This window comes from Paenibacillus sp. FSL R7-0313 (genome assembly GCF_037969885.1).
GTDB lineage: Bacteria > Bacillota > Bacilli > Paenibacillales > Paenibacillaceae > Paenibacillus.
The window spans coordinates 2,766,368-2,783,448 of record NZ_CP150219.1; the positions used below are offsets into that span (position 1 = coordinate 2,766,368).

General features: G+C 46.6%; 13 protein-coding genes. 11 read left to right on the plus strand and 2 right to left on the minus strand.

Annotated features, from left to right (window positions below):
- Nucleotides 1-163 precede the first annotated feature (163 nt).
- From alaS to NSQ38_RS12195, 10 genes are all read left to right on the plus strand, one after another.
- Nucleotides 164-2,794, plus strand: coding sequence for an alanine--tRNA ligase (gene alaS, locus NSQ38_RS12150; RefSeq protein WP_339789432.1), 2,631 nt, complete (start codon nucleotides 164-166; stop codon nucleotides 2,792-2,794).
- A 242-nt stretch (nucleotides 2,795-3,036) separates the two neighbouring features.
- Nucleotides 3,037-3,297: an IreB family regulatory phosphoprotein gene (locus tag NSQ38_RS12155; RefSeq protein ID WP_036616950.1), complete on the plus strand. Its 261-nt coding sequence runs from the start codon at nucleotides 3,037-3,039 to the stop codon at nucleotides 3,295-3,297.
- Nucleotides 3,298-3,422: 125 nt separating this feature from the next.
- Nucleotides 3,423-3,839, plus strand: coding sequence for a Holliday junction resolvase RuvX (gene ruvX, locus NSQ38_RS12160; protein WP_062835871.1), 417 nt, complete (start codon nucleotides 3,423-3,425; stop codon nucleotides 3,837-3,839).
- 12 nt (nucleotides 3,840-3,851) lie between these two features.
- Nucleotides 3,852-4,151: a DUF1292 domain-containing protein gene (locus NSQ38_RS12165; protein WP_017686820.1), complete on the plus strand. Its 300-nt coding sequence runs from the start codon at nucleotides 3,852-3,854 to the stop codon at nucleotides 4,149-4,151.
- Entirely contained in the window at nucleotides 4,152-4,466 is a 315-nt protein-coding gene (locus tag NSQ38_RS12170) for a DUF1292 domain-containing protein (RefSeq protein ID WP_047844066.1), read from the plus strand.
- A gap of 75 nt (nucleotides 4,467-4,541) precedes the next feature.
- Nucleotides 4,542-5,582, plus strand: coding sequence for an endolytic transglycosylase MltG (mltG, locus tag NSQ38_RS12175; RefSeq protein WP_338588329.1), 1,041 nt, complete (start codon nucleotides 4,542-4,544; stop codon nucleotides 5,580-5,582).
- A gap of 14 nt (nucleotides 5,583-5,596) precedes the next feature.
- Entirely contained in the window at nucleotides 5,597-6,526 is a 930-nt protein-coding gene (locus NSQ38_RS12180; protein ID WP_339789434.1) for a peptidase U32 family protein, read from the plus strand.
- A gap of 17 nt (nucleotides 6,527-6,543) precedes the next feature.
- A complete protein-coding gene (locus NSQ38_RS12185; RefSeq protein WP_339789437.1) occupies nucleotides 6,544-7,872 on the plus strand; it encodes a U32 family peptidase in 1,329 nt (442 codons plus the stop codon).
- A gap of 234 nt (nucleotides 7,873-8,106) precedes the next feature.
- Nucleotides 8,107-10,395, plus strand: coding sequence for a methyl-accepting chemotaxis protein (locus NSQ38_RS12190; protein ID WP_339789440.1), 2,289 nt, complete (start codon nucleotides 8,107-8,109; stop codon nucleotides 10,393-10,395).
- A 122-nt stretch (nucleotides 10,396-10,517) separates the two neighbouring features.
- Complete coding sequence (locus NSQ38_RS12195; RefSeq protein WP_339789443.1) at nucleotides 10,518-12,329, plus strand: penicillin-binding protein 2; 1,812 nt, start codon at nucleotides 10,518-10,520, stop codon at nucleotides 12,327-12,329.
- Here the strand turns inward: NSQ38_RS12195 and NSQ38_RS12200 are convergent.
- A complete protein-coding gene (locus NSQ38_RS12200) occupies nucleotides 12,308-13,504 on the minus strand; it encodes an AI-2E family transporter (protein ID WP_289390208.1) in 1,197 nt (398 codons plus the stop codon). The genes NSQ38_RS12195 and NSQ38_RS12200 overlap by 22 nt on opposite strands.
- Nucleotides 13,505-13,678: 174 nt before the next feature.
- On the opposite strand from NSQ38_RS12200, the gene NSQ38_RS12205 reads away from it, so the two are divergent.
- On the plus strand, nucleotides 13,679-15,082 hold the full coding sequence (locus NSQ38_RS12205; RefSeq protein ID WP_339789447.1) for a polysaccharide deacetylase family protein: 1,404 nt from the start codon (nucleotides 13,679-13,681) through the stop codon (nucleotides 15,080-15,082).
- Between the two features lie 84 nt (nucleotides 15,083-15,166).
- On the opposite strand, the gene ilvD is transcribed toward NSQ38_RS12205, so the two are convergent.
- Complete coding sequence (ilvD, locus tag NSQ38_RS12210; RefSeq protein ID WP_074096200.1) at nucleotides 15,167-16,852, minus strand: dihydroxy-acid dehydratase; 1,686 nt, start codon at nucleotides 16,850-16,852, stop codon at nucleotides 15,167-15,169.
- Between the last annotated feature and the right edge of the window lie 229 nt (nucleotides 16,853-17,081).

Below are 17,081 nucleotides of genomic sequence, written 5' to 3' on the forward strand. Positions count from 1 at the left end.
TGTCCGGGCAGCAAGGGATGAACAGCAATAACCAGGGTGGTACCGCGATAACATCGTCCCTGATTATTCAGGGGCGTTTTTTGTGTTTATTTTTACAAAAACAATGTTGACCAACCGGAGCGAATACGCAACGGACTATTATAATTTAATGGGGGCATCCAGTATGAAAGCCAGTGAAATCCGGTCCAAATGGATAGAGTTTTTTGCAAGTAAAGGTCACAAAATCGAGCCGAGCGCATCGCTCGTGCCTCACAACGATCCTTCCCTTCTGTGGATCAATGCAGGTATGGCACCGCTCAAACCATATTTTGACGGACGTGAGAAGCCAGAGAACCCGCGTCTAGCGAACTCCCAAAAATGTATCCGTACCAATGATATCGAGAATGTTGGTAAAACGCGTCGTCACCATACGTTCTTCGAAATGCTTGGCAACTTCTCCATTGGAGATTACTTCAAGGAGGAGACCGTAACATGGGCTTGGGAATTTTTGACCAGCAAAGAGTGGATCGGATTCGATCCGGAACGCCTGTCCGTAACGGTATATCCGGAAGATGAAGAAGCTTTCAAACTGTGGAACGAAAAAGTAGGACTGCCTGCTGAACGTATCATTAAATTGGATGAAAACTTCTGGGATATCGGCGAAGGCCCATGTGGACCTTGTACAGAAATCTTCTATGACCGCGGCGAAGCTTACGGAAACGACATGAGTGATCCTGAAATGTATCCAGGTGGGGAAAACGAACGTTACCTGGAAGTATGGAACCTGGTATTCTCCCAGTTCAACCATAACAAAGATGGTAGCTACACACCGCTTCCTAACAAAAACATTGATACAGGTGCAGGTTTGGAGCGTTTTGCTTCCATTCTGCAAAATGTGGATTCCAACTTCGACACAGACCTGTTCCAACCGATGATTCAAAGAACAGCCGCTCTTGCGGGTGTGAAATATAACGACAGCGTAGAGATTGATGTTGCATTGAAAGTCATTGCCGATCATATCCGTACGGTTGCTTTTGCAGTAGGTGATGGCGTTCTGCCAAGTAATGAAGGACGTGGATATGTCATCCGTCGCTTGCTTCGCCGTGCAGTTCGTTATGGAAAAGTGCTTGGACTTGACCGTCCATTCCTGTATGAACTGACTACAACCGTTGGTGAAGTGATGGGCATGTACTACCCTGAGGTAGTAGACAAACAGGAGTTCATCGCCAAAGTAATCAAAACCGAGGAAGAGCGTTTCCACGAAACACTCACAGATGGTCTGGCTATTCTGGCTGATATCAGCGGCACTGCCAAATCCGAAGGACGCACGGTTATTAGCGGACCTGAAGCTTTCAAACTGTATGATACGTACGGTTTCCCGTTTGACCTGACAGAAGATTATGCCGCAGAGCATGGTCTGACTGTGGACCGTGAAGGTTTTGATGCTTCCATGCAGAAACAACGTGAGCTTGGACGTGCTGGACGTCAAGAGAACGAGAGCATGAAAGTCCAAGGCGGACCACTTGCTGATCTGGAGGTTAAAAGCGAGTTTGTTGGTTATACTGACCTGTTGACGGAAGCAAAAGTGGTAGCCATCGTAGCGGGTGACGCCCTTGTTGAATCTGTAGGCGAAGGACAGACGTGTCAGGTTGTTCTGGACAAGACTCCGTTCTACGCGGAAAGTGGCGGTCAAGTGAGTGATCAGGGCTTGCTGCGAGGTGCTGGTGTATCAGCGAAAGTACAAGGTTTGTTCAAAGCTCCACTTGGACAACATGTACATCTGGTGACTGTGGAGTCTGGTGAACTGCGTGTAGGCGATGTGATTAATGCCGAAGTAGACTCAGCGAAACGTGGCGACATTATCAAAAACCATACGGCTACCCACTTGCTGCACAAGGCACTCAAAGATGTGCTCGGAACACACGTAAACCAGGCAGGATCGCTCGTAGAGCCACAACGTCTGCGGTTTGACTTCTCTCACTTCGGTAGTATTACGCCGGAAGAGTTGACAGAGATTGAACGTCAGGTGAACGAACAGATCTGGAATCGTCTGAACGTGAACATCGAGCTGAAAGCTATTGATGAAGCTAAAGAAATGGGTGCAATGGCCCTGTTTGGCGAAAAATATGGAGATATTGTACGTGTCGTTCAAGTTGGAGACTACAGTTTGGAACTTTGTGGCGGCTGTCACGTAAATAATACTTCAGAGATCGGAATCTTCAAACTGGTGAGCGAGAGCGGAATTGGCTCCGGCGTACGCCGGATCGAAGCTGTAACTGGTCGCGGCGCATATCTGTATGTGGAAAGCCAGTTGGAACTGCTCAAACAATCAGCAGCACTGCTCAAAGCAAATGTGGCTGATGTGCCTAAACGGATTGAAGGTCTGAACCAACAACTGAAAGAAGCAGCCAGAGAGACTGAATCCCTGCAAAGCAAGCTGAGTGCTATGGAAGCTGGTCAATTGACGGATCAAGTGGTACAAGCAGGAAATACACAATTGCTGGCAGCACGCGTAGATGCTCCGAACATGGATGCGCTGCGTACAGTGGCAGATGAGTTGAAAGTAAAATTGCCTAACGCGGTACTCGTATTGGGTGCTCCAGCGGACGGCAAAGTGAATTTTGTTGTAGCTGTACCTGCTGAACAAGTAAAACAAGGATTACACGCAGGCAAAATCGTCAAAGAAGTCGCAGCAGTATGCGGCGGCGGTGGCGGTGGACGTCCAGATATGGCGCAAGCCGGAGGTAAGGATGCGACCAAGCTGGATGAAGCGCTGAAACTGGCGGTTTCGCTGGTTAGCGGGCATACTGCATAAATCGAACGAGGGCTTTCAATCGTCAAAAAATAAATCGAAATGGTTCTGTTCGTTTATTTTTTTGTACCCGAGAGCGTGTGGAATCGAATGATGCAATATGCTGAAGCCAGTAAAGGACAAGCAAAAAACACAATTGCCTTATCCTTTGTTTACTTGTGGCAGTCAGAATATGTTATTATATAAACAGAAATCAATTCGGCAGGACATGGTCCCCATGTTCATGCAGGAGCGAGGTGTCATCAATGGACTCCATGGATAAGACGGTTAAATTTAATGTGAAAGGTGACGAACAGGAAGCATCATCCAAAGAGATTCTTCTCACGGTATATGATGCATTGGTCGATAAGGAGTATAATCCGATCAACCAGATTGTTGGGTATCTGATTTCCGGAGACCCGGCATACATTCCTCGTCACAACAACGCACGTAGTCTGGTCCGTAAAAAGGAGCGCGATGAGCTGATTGAAGAGCTTGTACGTTCCTATCTGGCCAATCACCGGTAATGTACGCCGCTTCCGCTGTGTTGCAGCTATGCAGGCAGCGGGAAATGAACCGACAGAAGACAGCCTGAAGCTTGAGAAGGCGATGTTGAATCGACCTGAGCAGGCCCCAGGATGGGAGAGCATGGATGAAAATATTAGGTTTGGACTATGGGGACCGAAGAATCGGAGTTGCCGCGAGTGACGCCTTCGGTTGGACTGCCCAGGGATTGGAAGTGCTAGAACGCCGCCGTGATGAAGGCGAGTTCGCTCGGATTGCCGAACTTGTGCGTGAGCATGAGATTAGTGAGATCGTAGTCGGACTTCCCAAAAACATGAACGGCACCGTAGGACCGCGCGGTGAGATATGCATTGCTTTTGCCGAACGCCTGCGGGATGAACTGAATTTACCTGTTCACCTTTGGGATGAACGGCTGACAACCATGGCAGCAGAACGTACGCTGATCGAAGCGGATGTCAGTCGGAAAAAACGCAAGCAGGTTGTGGACAAAATGGCCGCAAGCTTGATTTTGCAAAATTATTTGGATGCCAATAGTAGAAGGTGAGGGGGATCAACAATGGCTGAAGATCAACTGGGTATGGAAGAAGAAGCGGAAATCATTTACATTGCGGATGACGAGGGTAATGAAGAGGAATTCGAAGTCATCATGAAGTTTGAAGTAGATGGTTCGGAGGCCAAGTACATGATGGTTGCTCCGGTTGAACCTGAAGATGGCGAAACGGATGTATATGCATTCCGTTATGAAGAAGAGGGCGACGATATCAAACTTTTCGTTATCCAAGATGATGCCGAATGGGATATCGTCGAGGAGACGTTTAATACATTTCTTGCTGAAGATGAAGAGGAAGCGAACTAAATGACGGAATATAGCCGCAAAGACCTGAAATGGACAGATTCACTGCGTCTGGCATTCGGTGCTCATGTTGAGCTCGAGGAAGAGAACGGTAAATCACAACCGTATGACTTGTTGGCTGAGTTCGAAGTGAACGGTCAGCAGTACGCGGTGCTCCGCAGTTCGTTGCGACCTTATGACGAGGTTGAACTTCTGCGGGTATCACCTGGAAGTGAAGACCAGATCATGCCAGAGTTAGTTACGATCGACGATGATGATGAGTGGGAGAACATCTCGGAGCTGTATGATGAGTGTACACTCCCCATTGACGAAGATTAATCAGCTTCAAATTGAAGAAACCGGGAGGGCGGAGAAGTCCGCTCTTTTTGGTTGTGTAAAGGAGTTGTTTCTTTTTTGAAAGGGAAAGTAATTTTAGTCATACTGCTTATCATTGTAGTTCTTGCCGGTGGTGCAGGCGGTTACGTATGGAGTATGATGCGTCCCGTGGAAGCTTCTACAGAACCGGTCGTATTCGAGATTAAGAGCGGATCGGGAACTTCGAAAATCGCGGATCAGCTTCAAGAAGAAGGCCTCATTCGAAGCGGGTTAACCTTTAAAGGGTATTTAAAGTGGAAGAAACTAGGGTCTAATTTCATGGCGGGTACATATTCTATGAATCCTGGCGTGACATATGATGAGATTGTTAGCAAGCTGAGTAGTGGTGAAGTTGTACCTGAGGAAATGGTGAAATTTACGATTCCGGAGGGTTATAACGTTTTGCAAATGGCGGGTAAGCTTTCTTATGAGCATGTTGTAGATCGGGATGAATTCATCAAGCTGGCTAATGATCCTTCGGCCTTCGATGTAGATATTATCAAAGATATTCCAGTGGATGAAGAACTTCGCTACGTATTGGAAGGGTATCTGTTCCCGGAGACGTATGAACTGAAAAAGGGAAGTTCCACGCATGATGTGATGCAACGGATGCTGGAAGAATTCCAGACCAAGATCAATTCCATACCTGATTTGGAAGCCAAGCTTCAGGAAAAGAACCTTTCCCTGCATGAACTGCTGACGATTGCTTCACTTGTGGAGAAAGAAGTAGTGGTGGACGAGGAACGTGCTCTGGTTGCAGGTGTAATCTACAATCGGATCAATCAGGATATGAAGCTGGAGATTGATGCTACCGTGCAATATCTGCTCGATAGGCCAAAGGAACGATTGTTTTACAAAGATCTTAAGGTGAAAAGTCCGTATAATACGTATCTGAATAAAGGCTTGCCACCAGGTCCAATTGCGAGTCCAAGTCTTCCGTCCATTGAAGCAGCGCTAAATCCGGAAGCTTCGGAGTATCTGTTCTATGTGACGAAAAAGGACGGGTCATCCGGACATCTATTTGCCAAAACGTATAAGGAACACCAGCAAAATATAGCCAAAAGTAAGGCTGCGCAATAAGCGGAGGGGATTATATGAGTAAGAAACATGAACTGCTCGTTACAGCAGCGAATGTGAAAGAGGCAGAAGTGCTGCTCCAGGCTGGAGCAGATGCTCTGGTCATCGGAGATGATCGATTCGGCATGCGTCTTCCAGGCAGTTTTAGCGTGGAAGAGACAGCAGAGGTGGTTGCCATTGCAGCCAAACATCAGGCGCGTGTGTATGTATCCATGACTAATCTGATGTCCAACGAACTGTTAAAAGAATTGCCTGAATATGTTCAAGCACTTGGCAGAATCGGTATTGATGGTGTGGAGTTTAATGATCCATCCGTGCTGGCTACCATGAAGGAATACGCACCACATGTGAAGCTGCACTGGAATGCGGAGATGACTTCAACGAACTATGCGACGGCCAACTATTGGGGAACCAAGGGAGCGAGTCGCGTTGTACTTGCCCGAGAGCTGAATATGGACGAGTTGACGGAAATGGTTCCTTTTCTGAAGGTGGAAGCTCAGGTTCAGGTGCATGGCATGACGAATATTTATCATTCCAAGCGCAGTCTGGTGCAAAGTTATATGGCTCATCAAGGGCGGCCGGTTGAGGGACATCTGGGCAAAGAGCGGGGATTGTTCTTGATCGAGGCTGAACGTCGGGATGAGAAATTCCCGATCTACGAGGATATTAACGGTACACACATTATGAGCTCAGAGGATATATGTATCCTCGAAGATCTTCATCTGTTGATGGAGGCGGGTGTGCACAGTTTCAAAATTGAAGGTATGTTAAAATCGCTTACCTACAATGAAGCTGTTGTACGTGCATATCGGACAGCGATTGACAGTTATGTAGCCGATGCTGATGCATATGCGTTCTCTGAAGAGTGGCTAGATGAGGTGCGGAAGTTACAGGACCCTGAACGTGAATTATCATTTGGATTTTTCTATAAAGAACAAGTGTATTAATAGATGAGGTGAACAGAATGGAAACAGTGGCGGTACAGCGGAAGTTCTCGGGTAAACGTAACCGTCTGGACAAACCGGAGCTGTTAGCTCCGGCGGGTAATCTGGAAAAACTGAAATTTGCAATCCATTACGGTGCAGATGCCGTATATATCGGTGGACAGGCCTATGGACTGCGTTCCAACGCGGATAACTTCAGCTTTGAAGAGATGCGTGAAGGTGTGGAGTTTGCCAAAAAGTATGGAGCCAAAGTGTTCGTAGCGACGAACATCTATGCACATAATGAGGATGTTGAGGGTATCGAAACATACCTGCAAAACCTCTATAATGCGGGAATCTCTGCGATCATCGTAGCTGATCCGGCTATTATTGAAGTTGCCCTTCGTGCTGTGCCGGGCCTTGAGGTACATCTGAGTACTCAACAATCCACACTCAACTGGCAAGCCGTGAAGTTCTGGAAAGATGAAGGACTTCCACGTGTTGTTCTCGGACGTGAGACTAGCTTTGAAGAGATTGAAGAGATCAAGGCCAATGTGGATATCGAAATTGAAGCCTTTATTCACGGGGCGATGTGTTCCTCGTATTCCGGACGTTGTGTGCTCTCTAACCATTTTACGGATCGGGACTCCAACCGGGGTGGCTGTTGCCAGTCTTGTCGTTGGAAGTATGATCTGTTCGAGGATGCGAGAGAAGATACGGCTTGGGTTAGCGAAGAGGACGTGCAGATGAAGGCACCTGCGCCATTCAAACTGGGTGAGAACCAGCTTCCTCTGTTCCAGGAACAGGACAATTCATTCTCCATGGGATCTAAGGATCTGTGCATGATTGGCCATATTCCCGAGTTGATTGATGTGGGTGTGGACAGTTTCAAGATCGAAGGACGTATGAAATCGATCCACTACGTGGCAACTGTGGTTAACGTATACCGTCAAGCAATTGATGCCTATATGGCAGACCCGGAAAATTATGTTCTGAAACCTGAATGGGTTGAAGAAATGAACAAAGCGGCGAATCGCCCGCTGAATACCGGATTTTTCTATGATACACCAGACCATGAAGATCATATCTATGAACCGGAAGAAAAGGCTGTACCTTTTGACTTCGCTGGATTGGTCATGGGGTATGATGCTGAAACAGGAATGGCAACCATTCAACAGCGCAATCACTTCAAACCAGGACAGGAAATTGAATTTTTCGGTCCGGGAGGTCACTTTTTCAAACAGGTCGTCGGTGAAATACAGGATGAAGAAGGCAATGTTCTAGATGCTGCTCGTCACCCGTTGCAACTGATTAAAATGAAGGTAGATCAACCTGTTTCTTACTTCGATATGATGAGAAAAAAGAAGTAGGCTCAAATACCTATAATGTGTCAATATTGTATTATGATTTAACAAAATAGTGTTATGAAATTTACTTGGGGACCTCCGTTTATCGGCAGATGGGGGTCTTTTTTTTATAGAAAAATAGGAATAAAGTTGTAAAATATTTCTGGAAAGTGAAAGGGGAACGAAGAAAGCTGTCGAATACTACATATTTATAGGGGAGAGAAAGAAAAATCCAACAAGTAAATTACTGGCAGGTGAATGGGATTGGTTCAAAAGAAGCAGAACGACAGTGGGGAGCAAGTGACAAAAGCCGAGCAGGTTAATCCTGAGAAGGTTCAGAAAGTGAAGAAAGAAAAAGTAGTCAAAAGCAAAACAACAGGCAGTGGCAAAAAAATGTTTAAGATTGACCGCAGCAAGCTCAAGCTGGGCTGGATCAAGACTGATTGGGTGAAGAAACAATTAAAAAACCGGGATTGGAAAAACCTTGGAGGGTCTTCTTTCCAACAGATTAAGAAGGCAAATCCAGTTAAATCCGTAGGGGTTAAACTGTTCTTGATCTTTTTTGCGGGAATTATGATTTTTGTAGTGAGTTTGGGTCTATTATCCTATTCAAAAGCCAAGGGTACGATAGAGAAGAATGCATCTCGGGCCAATCAGGAGACAATTGATCAGACCAAACAAAAAATGGACATCATTTTGGAGCGGTTTGTGGATACATCCACACAGATTTTCTTTGATCCGGAAATGCAGTCCTTGCTTCAAAAAATGTCAGATACGAATTTGACTGCGTATGATACATTCATAAACTCAAGTTCAATCAACAAGCAACTGTCCAATGTTGCATTTACAAATAAATCTATGGAAGCGATTTATTTGGTACCTACGGACGATACAAAGTCCATTATGGGTACAGGTAGCAACAGTTCATCCATGGGCAATATTCGCCAGGAAGCATGGTACAGTGAGTTGATTGAGGCGGGCGGTTATCGCTGGCTTCCAACAGAGGTCAAGGAAGATGGCTCAACGCCAACGTTCAAAATTGCACGTTCAATGAAAAACCTGCAGGGAACGACCCAGTCGTATGTTCTGGTTATTGAACTGAAACTGGAAGTTCTGGAGGAACAATTGAAATCGCTTGATCTGGGTTCAGGAGCTGTTCTTCAACTGATTGCTCCCGATAATAAAGTGGTTGCATCCTCCATCTCGGATCGTACGGGACAAGATACAGAGCTTGCATTTGTCAAAGAGTTGACCGAACCAGCAGGTAGCACGAATACGGAGTATACGGTAGATGGCAAATCTACGGAAATGTTGGCTGTATACAGTACGATGGACACATCCAATTGGAAACTGGTTGGTATGATACCTACCTCTGTTTTGGTTCAGGATGCAAAAGGCATTCTGACCCTGACCCTGTGGATGGCGCTGATTGATGCGGGGATTGCAGTATTGATCGGGATCTGGATGGTGCGTATGATCGCTCGTCCACTCGGCAAATTAAAAGACCTGATGCAGGAAGGTGCGAAAGGTAATCTTAAAGTTCGTACACCATATAGCTCCCAGGATGAAATCGGTCAGCTCTCATCCGCCTTCAATCTGATGATGGAGCAGATCACAAAACTGGTTGAACAAACCAATCGTTCTGCGCAGGAAGTATTGGATACGGCCTCTGAGCTGAGCAGTGCATCCAAGAAAACGGCTGTATCTGCTTCGGAGATTGCCGTAGCTACAGAAGAGATCGCAGGCGGTGCAGGCAGTTTGGCAACCGAAGCGGAACGTGGCAATGAATTAACTGACAATATCTCTCGTCAGATGCAGAGTGTAATCGCTACGAATGAACAGATGGGTGATTCTGCGCGTCATGTAGAGAAGTCCAGTCAGACAGGAACGCAACATCTGAATCAGTTGATGACCAAAACGCAGAAGACAGAAGAAATGATTGGTGCACTGGTGAATAAGGTTGATTCGCTGAAAGAGAGTACGTCTTCTGTTCTGAAAGTGCTTGAAGTGCTGCAAAACATTACGAAACAGACAAATATCCTTTCCCTGAATGCAACCATTGAAGCAGCACGTGCCGGTGCAGCCGGTCGCGGATTCATGGTGGTGGCTGATGAGGTTCGTCAGCTCGCGGCTCAATCCAGACAATCTATTGAGATGGTTGGAGAGATTACAGACAAAATCATGACTGAAATGAATGAAACCGTGGATGCTTTGTCGGCAGCTTATCCGTTATTCAAGGAACAGATGGATGCGGTTAAAGACACCAACGTCATCTTTGCTTCCGTACAGGAACAGATGGGTGCATTTGTGGAACGTCTGGGCATGGTGACAGGTTCTATTGGAGATTTAAACAAATCTCAAGGTACGTTGTCTGAAGCCATGAGCAATGTCAGCGCTGTAGCTGAAGAATCTTCTGCAACGTCCCAAGAAGTAGCTTCCTTGAGCAGTGAACAGCAAAATATCAGTAACCAGCTGGTAAATCTGTCTGGCAAACTGGAGAATGTGTCTACTGAACTGAAAGAAACCTTGTCACGCTTTACGGTGTAACAAGCCAAGGTTGAAATGAGGAGAACCTGTCCCGCACATGGGACAGGTTTTCTTTTTGTTTACCGGATAATTCCAAGCCATATCAGCAATAATATGTCAAAACGACAAAAGGTGAGATTGGGATGCATCTCCTTGCGAAACGGCGAATCTATATTACTTGTATTCTTCTAACTCTTGTCTTTGGATTGCTTATATTGCGATTGGGATGGATCCAGATCGTTCAGGTGAATCAGACGATGCCTGGATTTCATCGAACGGTACGGGAAATGTCTGTATTGCAGCGTGAACGCGGGGTGATGCTTGACTCAGGGCGGGGACAATTTACGGATTACAAGGGTGAGGCGTTGACCGGTAAACTGCAATGGGGACTGGTTCTTTTTCCACAGGCAAGTCCATTAGAGAAATTACGCAAGCAAGGGGCATTAGAAGGCTCCGAGATAATACAGTTGGCAGCTATATTACATACAGATTTGGATCAATTGAAGAAGGAATGGAATCAGGAAAGCGCACCTCATTTCTGGACAGCAGGTACAGATCAGCCTGTTCATTTGAACGCTGCTCAGGTGGAGCGCCTACGTAGTTTGCACCTGCAAGGAGCTGGCATCTATCCGATGATGACAAGGTATCTTCTGGGGCATACAGGGATGCAGTGGATGGGTTATCTGGCTGAACAGCCTGAGTCCTCCAAAGTTCTAATTGGGCATCAGGATGAAGTAAAACAGCCATTTGCCATGAAATCAGGGGCAGCGGGACTGGAGAGGACACTTGAACCCCTGTTGAGGGGAATTGGCCCTACGCTTGTATCACGTATGGTCTCGGGTGGTGGAGAGACTATTCCTGATATTCAGCCGCACGTCATTGCACCGGCCAATAGTCATTATCCTTTACGTGTAGAAACCACAGTCGATGCTGAGTTACAGCGTGGGTTGGAGCAGTTGACGCAAGAATCTGGATTACAAGAAGGGGCCGTGGTTGTGTTAGATGCCGCTAACGCAGATGTTCGCGCCATGATTTCCCGCCCTTTCTATCAGCCACAGCATGTAGACCCCAAGCAATCGGCATGGGGGAATCGTGCAGTACAGGGAGCCGTACCGGGTTCCATTTTCAAAATTGTCACTGCCGCTGCCGCTTTAGAGTATCATGCGGTTTCTAACGGAGAAGAATTCCATTGCGGTGGTGAGTACGGAAGATACGGGCTGTCCTGCTGGAAGGAGCATGGGCATGGAGACCTGAACCTGGAGCAAGGGTTCGCTGAGTCTTGCAACATCGTATTCGCGGAAACGGCGCGCAGGCTTAGTATGGAACAACTGGAGAACACGGCTGATCGTCTTGGACTCGCGCGTCCGATTGGCTGGGAGGGGAAGCAAATGGCAGGAATACCCGTGTTACGACACTTTGATCATGAGGATCACGGGCGTGTGAGAACAGAGGCTGTTTCTTCTGCTGATGAAGGTGCAAAAATACAGACAGCAATCGGTCAGCGAGATGTCTTGGTCACACCGCTGCAAGCTGCCAATCTGATCGTTACACTGTTACATGATGGAAAGGTTACTGCCCCGCGTCTCGTTAAGCGCATCCGATATGCGGATGGTGGCACCATGCTGGAGATGCCCTTGCATGATTCACCTTCAGCATCAGGACAGATTGCTCCCGCAACAGCGCATAAACTGTTATCCTGGATGAATAAGGTCGTCCGTGAGGGAACAGGAAAATCCCTGCAGCGTGCACGGTGGCATGTTGCAGGGAAATCAGGTACAGCTCAGGTACAGAAACATGGGGAGAAGCGAAACAATCAATGGTTCATTGGTTATGGACCTGTAGAACAACCCCAATATGCTGTAGCCGTTCTTGTTCAAAATGTCTCTCCTGACAGCCAACATAAGGCGACGGCTCTCTTCAGGAAGGTGATGGACTATTTGGCTGAGTCCTCATGATCCTTCGCAGAAACGGGACGTTGTACAGTAGACTCGGCAGAATTCGCTGAGGCCTTGTTAACGGGGGGGTCCATCACTAATGGAGAGGATTCAAATTCATCTTTTGGCAGGTGAATCCACTTCTGCAGGTACCCTTGTTGTAACAGTTCTTTCAGTAGGATGAGAAGCACTGGAGATAACACTACACCAGCCAGGCCAAAGATCGAAAGGGAGATCAGCATAAACGAAAGCATCAAGTACGCCGAAGATACACCAATCGAGTTACCCGATATTTTCGGTTCCAGCAATTGTCGTGTCAGCATCGTTACTGCCAGAATCACAATCAGGCCAATCGCCAAGCTACTATTGCCAATAATGAATAAGTAGACGATCCATGGAATAAATACAACAGGAACGCCAAGCAATGGTACCAGATCAAAAACCGCACAGACTGCTGCAATGGTAAAGGCGTTAGAGGTTCCCAAAATCAACAAACCTGCATAAATCAATACAAACGTAATGAGCATCATGATCATCTGTGCCTTCAGATACGAGCGGATGGTCTTGAACACGTGATTACGCATGAATTCAATAGCTAACTTTAATGTTTTGGGCGTTTTCGCACGGGCGAACTTGCGCCAGGATTCAATCTCGATACTGAGGAAAAATGCCAGAATAATCGCAATTCCGAAGTTCGTAATAAACGAAGAGAATGAACTGAGGAAACCTACAACGAATTGTGCTCCGCTAGTTACCCATTTGGACAGGAACCCGGTCAGTGTTGCAAAATAATCATTCGCTTTTTCCATAACTCCATCAGGAAGAGCGTCTGACTTGTCCTGAATGAATAACACCAGATTGGTGAATTCACGCTGTATCATTTCAATGTATACAGGGAAATTATCTTGAAGATTGGAAATTTGTGAAATGATAATTAAACCTACACCAAAAAAGGCAGCGACAATTAATGCAAGAAACAACAAGACGGAGATGGCGGCTCCAAGTGTCTTGGGCAATCCTTTGCGATGTAAAAATTTGGCCAGCGGTTCAATCATCCAATACACAATGAATGATAGAAAGACCGGTGCAGCCACTTGGTATAATTGACTAAAACCGTACATGATCACATACACGGTTAATACGAGCAGCGCGATATCAAAGACAGTGCGCCCGTATTTTTTGTAAAGCGGTAGCATGGACATGGCTCCTTTAATGGAAATAATTAGATTGTATTTATTGTACACGATAGCTATCTTTTTGGGAAAACAGGATTTAAGAAAAGTATGAACTATGATAAAATTAAAGGCGGTTTATTTTAGATAGTGCCATTGTGCACCGTAATTCAGCATGAGAAGTGGGGAGCTTGCATCATGACAACGATACTTCATAGTATTTTACTGTGGTTATTGTATCTTTCATCTTTTTACGCCTTTATTCCAAGTTTGATTAGCAGGCTTTTTGGTTTTCGTGTATTTCGACGGGGAAGAAGTGATACACAATTTGCATTAACGTTTGACGATGGGCCAGATCCACATTATACGCCGAGACTGCTCGATCTGCTTCGTCAGCATCAAGCAAAAGCAACATTTTTTGTCGTTGGAGAACATGCCGCGAGTCATCCTGAACTCATTCAGCGCATACATGACGAAGGTCATCTTATTGGTATTCATAATTATATTCACAAGACGAACTGGCTCATGCGGCCGCGTACCGTTCGTGATCAGATTCAGCGAACAGGTCAGATTATCCATGAAGTAACCGGCGTGAAGACTTGTTATTATCGTCCACCGTGGGGGATTATGAATCTGTTTGATTTTTTCAGCAAGAAAGAACGTAAAATCGTACTGTGGTCTTCCATGTTTGAAGACTGGAGAAGCCGAATAGGTGCCGAGAGATTGACCGAACGGATGCTGAAGGAACTGAGAGGTGGAGAGGTCATGCTGCTGCATGATCGAGGAACGACCCTTGGTGCAGATGCACACGCGCCGGAGCAGATGCTTCAGGCGCTGGAAGTCGTCTTGCAGGAAGCTGAACGGCTAGGCCTGCAAAGTGTACGTGTCGATACGTTGATGGGAGGTATCACAGTGAGCGAATCTCAGAACAAAACGCAATTACAGACACCATTGAAGCTATGGAAACGAATCGTTGTTGCCTTATGGCTGGACTGGGAGAAGTTGTTCCACTGGGTATATCATCTGCGGACGGCTTCGCCAGAGGACCCGATGCTGCACTTCAGATCACGTGTATATCACGGAGCACGGGTGGAGATGAATGATGGCCATGTCATTCAAAATGGAGATCCGGTGATAGAACTGCATTTTGACAATCAGAAGTTGTTCGAACTTGGGGTGACTTCGCGTTCCAGTATGCATTTGGCTATTCGCATGATTCGGACGATGGAACAGCAATTGCCGGATTTGGCACGCATGGTGGCACTCGAACCGGAGTTACGCTCCGCCAAGGCGATATACGGTGTGAGCATGATTAACAGAGGACCAGAAAAATTTGGATTTACCATACAAGAATTGCCTCCTGGACCGTTCAGTGCTGCATCCAAAGTATACCTGAAACTGCTCTTAAGTGTGATCCATCCAGCAGGAACCAAACGTTTGAAACAGCGTACAGAACAATTGGTACCCAAGATGATTGCCATGCCGCTGGATGTACTGCTGGAACGTTATGGTCAACATACGACGCAGGTGGCAGCAACGGTAGAAGAGTCGAGAGATGGATCGCTGTTAATTGAACAAGAGATACTGCCAGAACGGAACTGAACGGACTGATCACACCAACCAGCAAAAGAAAAGGGTTGCCCTTCGCCAGATTTGGCAGAAGAGCAACCCTTTTTTATTAGTGAATTAGATACTCAGCACGCCACCGTTGCTTGCATTGGTAACCAGTTTGGAATAACGAGCCAGGTAACCGGTTTTTACTTTCGGTTCAAAGCCTTTCCAACCTGCGCGACGACGTTCAAACTCCTCGTCACTGATGTGCAATTCGATGATACGGTTGTTCAGATCCAGCTCGATGATGTCCCCTTCTTCAACAAAGGCGATTGGACCACCTTCAGCTGCTTCCGGAGAGATATGTCCGATACTGATTCCGCGGGATGCACCAGAGAAGCGTCCATCGGTGATCAGACCAACTTTGGCACCAAGACCCATACCTACGATCTGGGAAGTAGGAGCCAGCATCTCAGGCATACCTGGTCCACCTTTTGGTCCTTCATAACGGATAACAACAACATGTCCTTCTTTTACTTTGCCGTTAGCAATACCTTCGAGCGCTTGCTCTTGGGAGTCAAAGCAGATGGCAGGACCTTTGTGGTATCCACCAACCGAAGCATCAACAGCACCAACTTTGATGATAGCTCCTTGTGGTGCAAGGTTACCAAACAATACAGCCAGGCCGCCTTTTTCGGAATGCGGGTTATCCAGATGGTGGATGACATTGGTATCCTGGATTTCTTTTCCTTCAACGTTCTCACGGATTGTTTTACCTGTTACTGTAATACAGTCACCATGAATCGCGCCTGGTTTCTTGAGCAATTCGTTCAGCACTGCGCTTACGCCGCCTGCATTGTGAACGTCTTCGATGTGAAGATCGGAAGCAGGTGCAAGTTTCGCCAGATGCGGAACGCGGTTAGCTACTTCATTGATCCGTTCGATTGGATACTCTATACCTGCTTCATGAGCCAGTGCCAGCGTGTGCAGTACTGTATTCGTAGATCCACCCATAGCCATATCCAGTGCAAACGCGTTATCGATCGCTTCTACAGTAACGATATCACGTGGTTTCAGATCCATTTTAATAAGTTCCATCAGTTGTTTAGCGGATTGTTTAACAAACTCACGACGCTCAGGAGCAACAGCCAGGATGGTTCCGTTACCTGGCATAGCCAGTCCCATCGCTTCAGCCAGACAGTTCATGGAGTTCGCTGTGAACATACCGGAGCATGATCCACATGTTGGACAACCGAACTGTTCAAGTTCAAGCAAGCTCTTGTCATCGATTTTACCCGCTTGATAAGCGCCTACGCCTTCAAATACAGAGGTCAAGGACAGAGCTTTACCATTGCTGTCACGACCGGCTTTCATCGGTCCACCGCTGACAAACACGGTAGGGATATTACAACGGAGTGCACCCATCATCATGCCGGGTGTAATTTTATCGCAGTTCGGGATACATACCATGCCGTCGAACCAGTGTGCAGATACAACGGTTTCCACGGAATCCGCGATAATGTCACGGCTTGGCAGCGAGTAACGCATACCAATGTGTCCCATGGCAATACCATCATCTACTCCGATGGTGTTGAATTCGAATGGAACGCCACCGGCTTCACGAATAGCATCCTTTACAATTTTACCGAATTCCTGAAGGTGGACGTGGCCGGGCACGATATCGATGTAAGAGTTACATACGGCAATAAATGGCTTGCCGAAATCCTCTTCTTTAACGCCCGCTGCGCGGAGCAAACTCCGGTGCGGTGCACGGTCAAAACCTTTTTTGATCATATCGGAACGCATCTTCTTGGCTGACATGGTGTGTTTCCCCCCAAATATATAATATTGAGCAACATGAATGGAAAAGTAAATGGCAGTGCATCTGTCGTTTAATTTCATCCGTACTCTAAAAAAAAGATCGGGCTTGCCGGTGTCGAGCTCCCCGTAGTTTGTGAAATTCTTTGCTGCTTTAAACCCGTGAACACCCGGTTTTTCTATTGAGTCTATCACAACCGTCGTCATATTTCTACAATCAATAGAAAGAAGC